Annotated in this window: 5 protein-coding genes; 1 reads left to right on the top strand and 4 read right to left on the bottom strand. The window is 74.5% G+C overall.

Annotated features, from left to right (window positions below):
• On the top strand, positions 1 to 521 hold a 521-nt coding region (locus EBM89_RS21510; protein WP_158609725.1), incomplete at its 5' end, for an Rv3235 family protein.
• Positions 522 to 732: 211 nt separating this feature from the next.
• Here the strand turns inward: EBM89_RS21510 and secA are convergent.
• The 4 genes from secA to EBM89_RS19005 form a co-directional block, all read right to left on the bottom strand.
• Positions 733 to 3,537, bottom strand: a complete 2,805-nt coding sequence (gene secA, locus EBM89_RS19020; protein ID WP_122151183.1) for a preprotein translocase subunit SecA — start codon at positions 3,535 to 3,537, stop codon at positions 733 to 735.
• Between the two features lie 134 nt (positions 3,538 to 3,671).
• Positions 3,672 to 4,964, bottom strand: a complete 1,293-nt coding sequence (locus EBM89_RS19015) for a winged helix-turn-helix domain-containing protein (protein ID WP_233571857.1) — start codon at positions 4,962 to 4,964, stop codon at positions 3,672 to 3,674.
• A 172-nt stretch (positions 4,965 to 5,136) separates the two neighbouring features.
• Positions 5,137 to 5,805 carry a ribosome hibernation-promoting factor, HPF/YfiA family gene (gene hpf / locus EBM89_RS19010; RefSeq protein ID WP_122151180.1) on the bottom strand — a complete coding sequence of 223 codons (669 nt, stop codon included), beginning with the start codon at positions 5,803 to 5,805 and terminating at the stop codon, positions 5,137 to 5,139.
• A gap of 167 nt (positions 5,806 to 5,972) precedes the next feature.
• Positions 5,973 to 6,234: phosphoribosyltransferase family protein (locus EBM89_RS19005; protein ID WP_255414358.1), on the bottom strand; the 262-nt coding region annotated here is incomplete at its 5' end.

Below are 6,234 nucleotides of genomic sequence, written 5' to 3'. Positions count from 1 at the left end.
GGCCCCTGGACGGCCCGGTGCGGGCCGGGGCGGCGCCCCGCCCCGCACCGGGGGCGAGCGGGCCCACCGTGGAGCCGCTGGGCCGCACCGCGCTGGCGACGTACAGCCACGCCGTGCCACCCCCGCCGTCCCGGCGCCCCCTGCTGCCCGCGCTCCCCCCGGGGACGGGTGCCGGGGCGTCGGGGTCGCTGGACTCCCGGCACGCGTGCTGCATGGTGGCGCTCGCCGCCGTGGAGGTGCTGGCGGGCGTCCGCCCGCTCGCGCAGCTGGCCCGGTGGCTGACACCGGACGTGTACGACGGGCTGGCGCGACGCGCGGCCCTCACGGTGCCGCGGGGCTCCGCGCTGGGGATGCCCGGCGGGCGGCGCGCGACGGTCCGGCGGGTGCGGGTGTGCCCGGTCGACGAGCAGGTCGTGGAGGCGTCGGTGGTGGTCGCGCACGCGGGACGGGTGCGCGGGGTGGCCGTGCGGCTGACCCGCGCGTCGGGTCGCTGGCGCGCGGCGGCGCTCGTGGTGGGCTGACACCGCCGGCCGGGGCCGGCTGGTCACGAGCCGGGACCGGTAGCGGTCCGGCAGCGCTGGTCACGGGCCGGCACCGCAGGTCGCAGGCCGGCACCGCTGGTCACGGGCCGGCACCGCTGGTCGCGGCTGGCGCCGGGACGCGGACACCCGCCCGCTCGGATGAGCGGACGGGTGTCCGTGGGTCCGTCGTCGCCGCGGGCGGCGACCCGGGTCAGCCCTGCTTGCGCTGCTGCTTCGCGGCGCGGCGACGGGCCTCGCGGTTGCCCGACTCCTCGCCGTCGGCGGCCGGCTCGGCGCCCTGCGCCGGTGCGGTCGCCGCGCGGACGGCCGGACCGCCCGCCCGGCGTCCGGCACCGGTGACGGTGGTGCCGGCGTCCCCGTCCACGCTCGGGGCGGAGTACTGGAGCGGCACGCGACGCTCCGGGCCCTCGATGCCCTTCGCGACGAGCACCGGTGCGCCGTCCTCGCCCTGGGCGCCGGCGGCGGGCTGGCCGTCCGCCGTCTGCGCGGCGGGCTCGGCGACCTTGACCTCGAGGTTGTACAGGTAGCCGACGGCCTCCTCCTTGATGGAGCCGGTCATCGCCTGGAACAGCTGGTAGCCCTCGCGCTGGTACTCGATCAGCGGGTCGCGCTGGGCCATCGCGCGCAGGCCGATGCCCTCCTTGAGGTAGTCCATCTCGTAGAGGTGCTCGCGCCACTTGCGGTCGAGGACCGACAGGACGACGCGGCGCTCGAGCTGGCGCATGTTCGCCTCGCCGAGGCTCTTCTCGCGCTCGGCGTAGGCGATGCGGGCGTCGGACAGCAGCTCGGTCTTCAGCAGCTCCGGGGTGACCCGACCGATGCCGCCGGCCTGCTCCACGACCTCGTCGACCTCGATCGAGACGGGGTACACGGCCTTGAGACCGGTCCACAGCTGCTCGAGGTCCCAGTCCTCCGGGTGGCCCTCGGCGGTCGCCTCGGTGACGTACTCGTCGAGGACGTCCTCGAGGAAGTGCTCGACCTGGTCCTGCAGGTCCTCGCCCTCCAGCACGCGGCGGCGCTGGTCGTAGATGACCTCGCGCTGCCGGGACAGGACGTCGTCGTACTTGAGGACGTTCTTGCGGATCTCGAAGTTGCGGGCCTCGACCTGCGACTGCGCGGAGCGGATGCCGCGGGTCACGATCTTGGACTCGAGCGGCAGGTCGTCGGGGAAGCCCGCGCGCGTCATCATCGACTCGGCCATGCCGGAGTTGAACAGCCGCATGAGGTCGTCCTGCAGCGACAGGTAGAACCGGGACTCGCCCGGGTCGCCCTGCCGGCCGGAGCGGCCGCGCAGCTGGTTGTCGATGCGGCGCGACTCGTGGCGCTCGGTGCCGAGCACGTACAGGCCGCCGAGCTCGGTGACCTCCTCGTGCTCCGCGGCGACCGACGCCTTGGCCTTCTCCAGGACCTCGGGCCACGCGGCCTCGTACGCCTCCGCGTCCTCCTTGGCGTCCAGGCCCCGGGCCGCCATCTCGGCGACGGCGGTGAACTCGGCGTTGCCGCCGAGCATGATGTCGGTGCCACGACCGGCCATGTTGGTGGCGACGGTGACGGCGCCCTTGCGCCCGGCCTGCGCGACGATCGACGCCTCGCGGGCGTGCTGCTTCGCGTTCAGCACCTCGTGCGGGACGCCCGCCTTGCGGAGCTTGCGCGACAGGATCTCGGACTTCTCGACGCTGGTGGTGCCGACGAGGACCGGCTGGCCCTGGGCGTGGCGCTCGACGATGTCCTCGACGACGGCGTCGTACTTGCCCTCCTCGCCCTTGTAGACGAGGTCGGCCTGGTCGATGCGCTGCATCCCGCGGTTGGTGGGGATCGGGACGACGCCGAGCTTGTAGGTGCCCTGGAACTCGGCCGCCTCGGTCTCGGCGGTACCGGTCATGCCCGAGAGCTTGTCGTACAGGCGGAAGTAGTTCTGCAGGGTGATCGTGGCGAGCGTCTGGTTCTCGGCCTTGATCGCCACGCCCTCCTTGGCCTCGATGGCCTGGTGCATGCCCTCGTTGTAGCGGCGCCCGGCGAGCACGCGACCGGTGTGCTCGTCGACGATGAGCACCTCGCCCTTGTCGACGATGTAGTCCTTGTCGCGCTTGAACAGCTCCTTGGCCTTGATGGCGTTGTTGAGGAACCCGATCAGCGGGGTGTTCAGCGACTCGTACAGGTTCTCGATGCCGAGGTAGTCCTCGACGCGCTCGATGCCGGGCTCCAGCACGCCGATGGTGCGCTTCTTCTCGTCGACCTCGTAGTCGCGCTCGGGCTGCAGGCGCCGCACGACCTTGGCGAACTCCGCGTACCAGCGGTTCGCGTCGCCCGACGCGGGGCCGGAGATGATCAGCGGGGTCCGGGCCTCGTCGATGAGGATGGAGTCGACCTCGTCCACGATCGCGAAGTGGTGGCCGCGCTGCACCAGCTCGTCGGTGCTCCACGCCATGTTGTCGCGCAGGAAGTCGAAGCCGAACTCGTTGTTCGTGCCGTAGGTGATGTCGGCGGCGTACTGCACGCGGCGCTCGGCGGGGGTCTGCCCCGACACGATGACGCCGGTGGTGAGGCCGAGGAACCGGTAGACGCGGCCCATGAGGTCGGCCTGGTAGCTCGCCAGGTAGTCGTTGACCGTGACGACGTGGACGCCCTTGCCGCTGAGCGCGTTCAGGTACGCCGGGGCCGTCGCGACGAGGGTCTTGCCCTCACCGGTCTTCATCTCGGCGATGTTGCCGAGGTGCAGGGCCGCGCCGCCCATGAGCTGCACGTCGAAGTGCCGCTGGCCGAGGGTGCGGCGGGCGGCCTCGCGCACGGCGGCGAACGCCTCCGCGAGCAGGTCGTCGAGCTTCTCGCCGTCCTCCAGGCGCGCGCGGAAGCGGTCGGTCTCCTCGCGCAGCTCGGCGTCCGACAACGACGTGAAGGAGTCCTCCAGCGCGTTGACCTGCTGGGCGATGCCCGACAGCTTCTTGAGGACCCGTCCCTCGCCCAGGCGGAGGACCTTCTCGAGGATCGCAGGCACGTGCACTCCCGACTCGCTGCGCCGCGCGTGGCCACGCGCGGCGTTCCCTGGCGACCCGACCGCACAGCCGGGCCCGGACCATCGTAGGTGCACCGCCGTGACCACCGGCAACCGACGAACGGCCCGGCGCGGCGTCAGACCGCCGCGAGCGCTCCCGCGAGGACCGGCGCCAGCGTCCCGCGCGGCGTGCCGTCGCGGTCCCCCACCACGACGTCGTCCAGCCCGAGCCACCCGGCGAGCAGCCGGAGCTCGACCGCGAGGTCGTCGGCGACCGCGCCCGGGCCGTCGTCGCCGCCGGTGGGGCGCACGGCCTGGTCCTGCGCCGCCGGGGCCGGGTGCGCCGCGTGCACCCGCAGCAGCCCCGCCTTGCGGTCCGCCTTGAGGTCGACCAGCGCGGCCAGCCGCTCGCCGCGCAGGAACGGCAGCACGTAGTACCCGTGCACGCGCTGCGCCTCGGGGACGTAGATCTCGATCCGGTAGCGCAGGCCGAACAGCTCCTCCAGCCGGCGCCGCTCGAACACCAGCGGGTCGAACGGGCTGAGCAGGGCACGACCCGTCGCGCGACGCGGCAGGTCCGCCTCCGCGTGCAGGTAGACCGGCCGCTCCCAGCCCGCCACGGTGACGGGCTCCAGGGTCCCGTCCGCCACCAGGTCCCGCACCGCGGCGCGCGCCCGCGGCCCCCGGAGGCGGAAGTAGTCGAGCAGGCAGCGCTCCGACGCGACGCCGTGCGCCCGGGCCGCGATGGCGAGCAGGGACCGCACGGCGGTGTCGTCGTCCGGCTCCGGGGCCGCGAGCACGTGCGGCGGCAGCACCCGCTCGGTGAGGTCGTAGCACCGCTCGAACTGCGGGTTGCGCCGGGCGGACGTCACCTGCCCCGTGAAGAACAGGTACTCCAGCACCCGCTTCGCGGCCGTCCAGTTCCAGCCCCACTCCGACCGGTCGCGCGGCGCGTCGCCCTCGACCCGCGCGTGCACCTGGCTGGCCGTCAGCGGCCCGTCCGCGGCGATCATCGCCAGGACGTCGTCCACCAGCGGCGAGTACCGCAGCGGCACCTCGCGGATCACGCCCCACGCGTGGTCCCGGTACGCGCGCCGCCGCCAGCCGAGCAGCGCCCAGGTCTCCGGCGGGACGTACGACGCCTCGTGCGCCCACGTCTCCACCAGCCGCCGGGGCGCCCGGCCCGCCGCGCGGTCGAGCAGCGCCGGGTCGTACGGGCCGACGCGGGAGAACGTCGGCACCAGGTGCGCCCGGGCGACGACGTTGACCGAGTCGATCTGCAGCAGCCCCAGGCGGTCGACGACCTGCTGCAGATGCCGCATCGTCGCGGGGCCGGGGCGCACCGGGCGCGGCCGGTCGAGCCCCTGCGCACGCAGCGCGACCCGGCGGGCCTGCGACAGCGACAGGGAACGGGTGGGTCGGGACGCCATGGCGCCCATCGTGCCCCCGACCACCGACATCCGCCCTGGTCGGGCCGACCCTCGCCTCCGGTACGGCACCGAGCACCGCACCGGCACGCCACCGACCCCGGGCACGACCGCGCCCGCCGGCCCGGGAGACCCCGGTGCCGACGGGCGCGGGACGAGCGGGCGCCGTGGCGCGTCAGCGCTGGGCCACGGCCCCCACGGGCTCGCCGGCGCCACCGGTGGGCAGCGTGCCCGCCACGGCGGCGTCGAGCTTGATGACGCCGTAGCTCCACCCGCGGCGGCGGTACGCCACCGACGGCTGCGCGGTCTCGGCGTCCACGAACAGGAAGAAGTCGTGGCCGACGAGCTCCATCTCGTAGAGCGCGTCGTCGAGCGTCATCGGCTTGGCCAGGTGGACCTTCTCCCGGATGACCACGGGCGAGTCGCCGAGCGTCGTCTCGAGGACCCCGTCGGCGTCGCGCTGCGGCGCGGTGTCCTCGACGGGCGGCTCGGGCTCGGGCAGCACGGCCGACAGGTCCGACGGCGGCACGGGGGCGCGGCGGTGGTTCTTGCGCCGGTCGCGCGCACGGCGCAGCCGCTCGGACAGCTTGTCGATCGCCAGGTCGAACGCCCCGTAGCGGTCGTCCGCGCACGCCTCGGCCCGGATCACCGGTCCCTTGCCGACCACGGTCAGCTCGACCCGCTCGGCGGCGGCCGCCTGGCGGGGGTTGGCTTCGTGGGTCACCTCGACGTCGATGCGCTGCGCGCGGGGCGCGAGCTGCTCGAGCTTGGCGAGCTTGTCCGTGACGTGTTGACGGAACCGCTCGGGGACGTCGGTGTGACGGCCTGCGACGACGATCTCCATGGGATACCTCCTGGAGGTCCGGGGGCGGGTCGTACCCGCCCGGCAGCATGCGCTTCGCGCCCCTCACGGGGCAGGGAGTCGGCACCACCTCCTCGCTCGGGCACAGGCCCGTCGAGTCCCGGGAGCCGTCCGACGTCGATGCCGTCCGGCTGCTCTGGGTGACCACGCTATCCCCCGTCGGCCCCCTCGACCAACCAGGCGGTAGCCACCCCCGGCGGACGGGTGACGGCGAGCACCAGGGCACCGACCGGGCGTCCCCCGGCGGCCTCGACGGCGGCCCGGCACGCGGCGAGCGTCGCGCCGGTCGTGAGCACGTCGTCCACGAGGAGCACCCGCGCGCCGCGCAGCGTCGCCGCACGTCGCGGGCGCGCCCGGACCCGCCCGGCGAGGTTCTCGGCACGCCCGCGCAGGCCCAGCCCGACCTGGTCG

This window comes from Cellulomonas triticagri (genome assembly GCF_003696205.1).
Lineage (GTDB): Bacteria > Actinomycetota > Actinomycetes > Actinomycetales > Cellulomonadaceae > Cellulomonas > Cellulomonas triticagri.
Note: the sequence above shows the minus strand (reverse complement) of the source record. Positions and strands in the feature narration are given on the sequence as shown.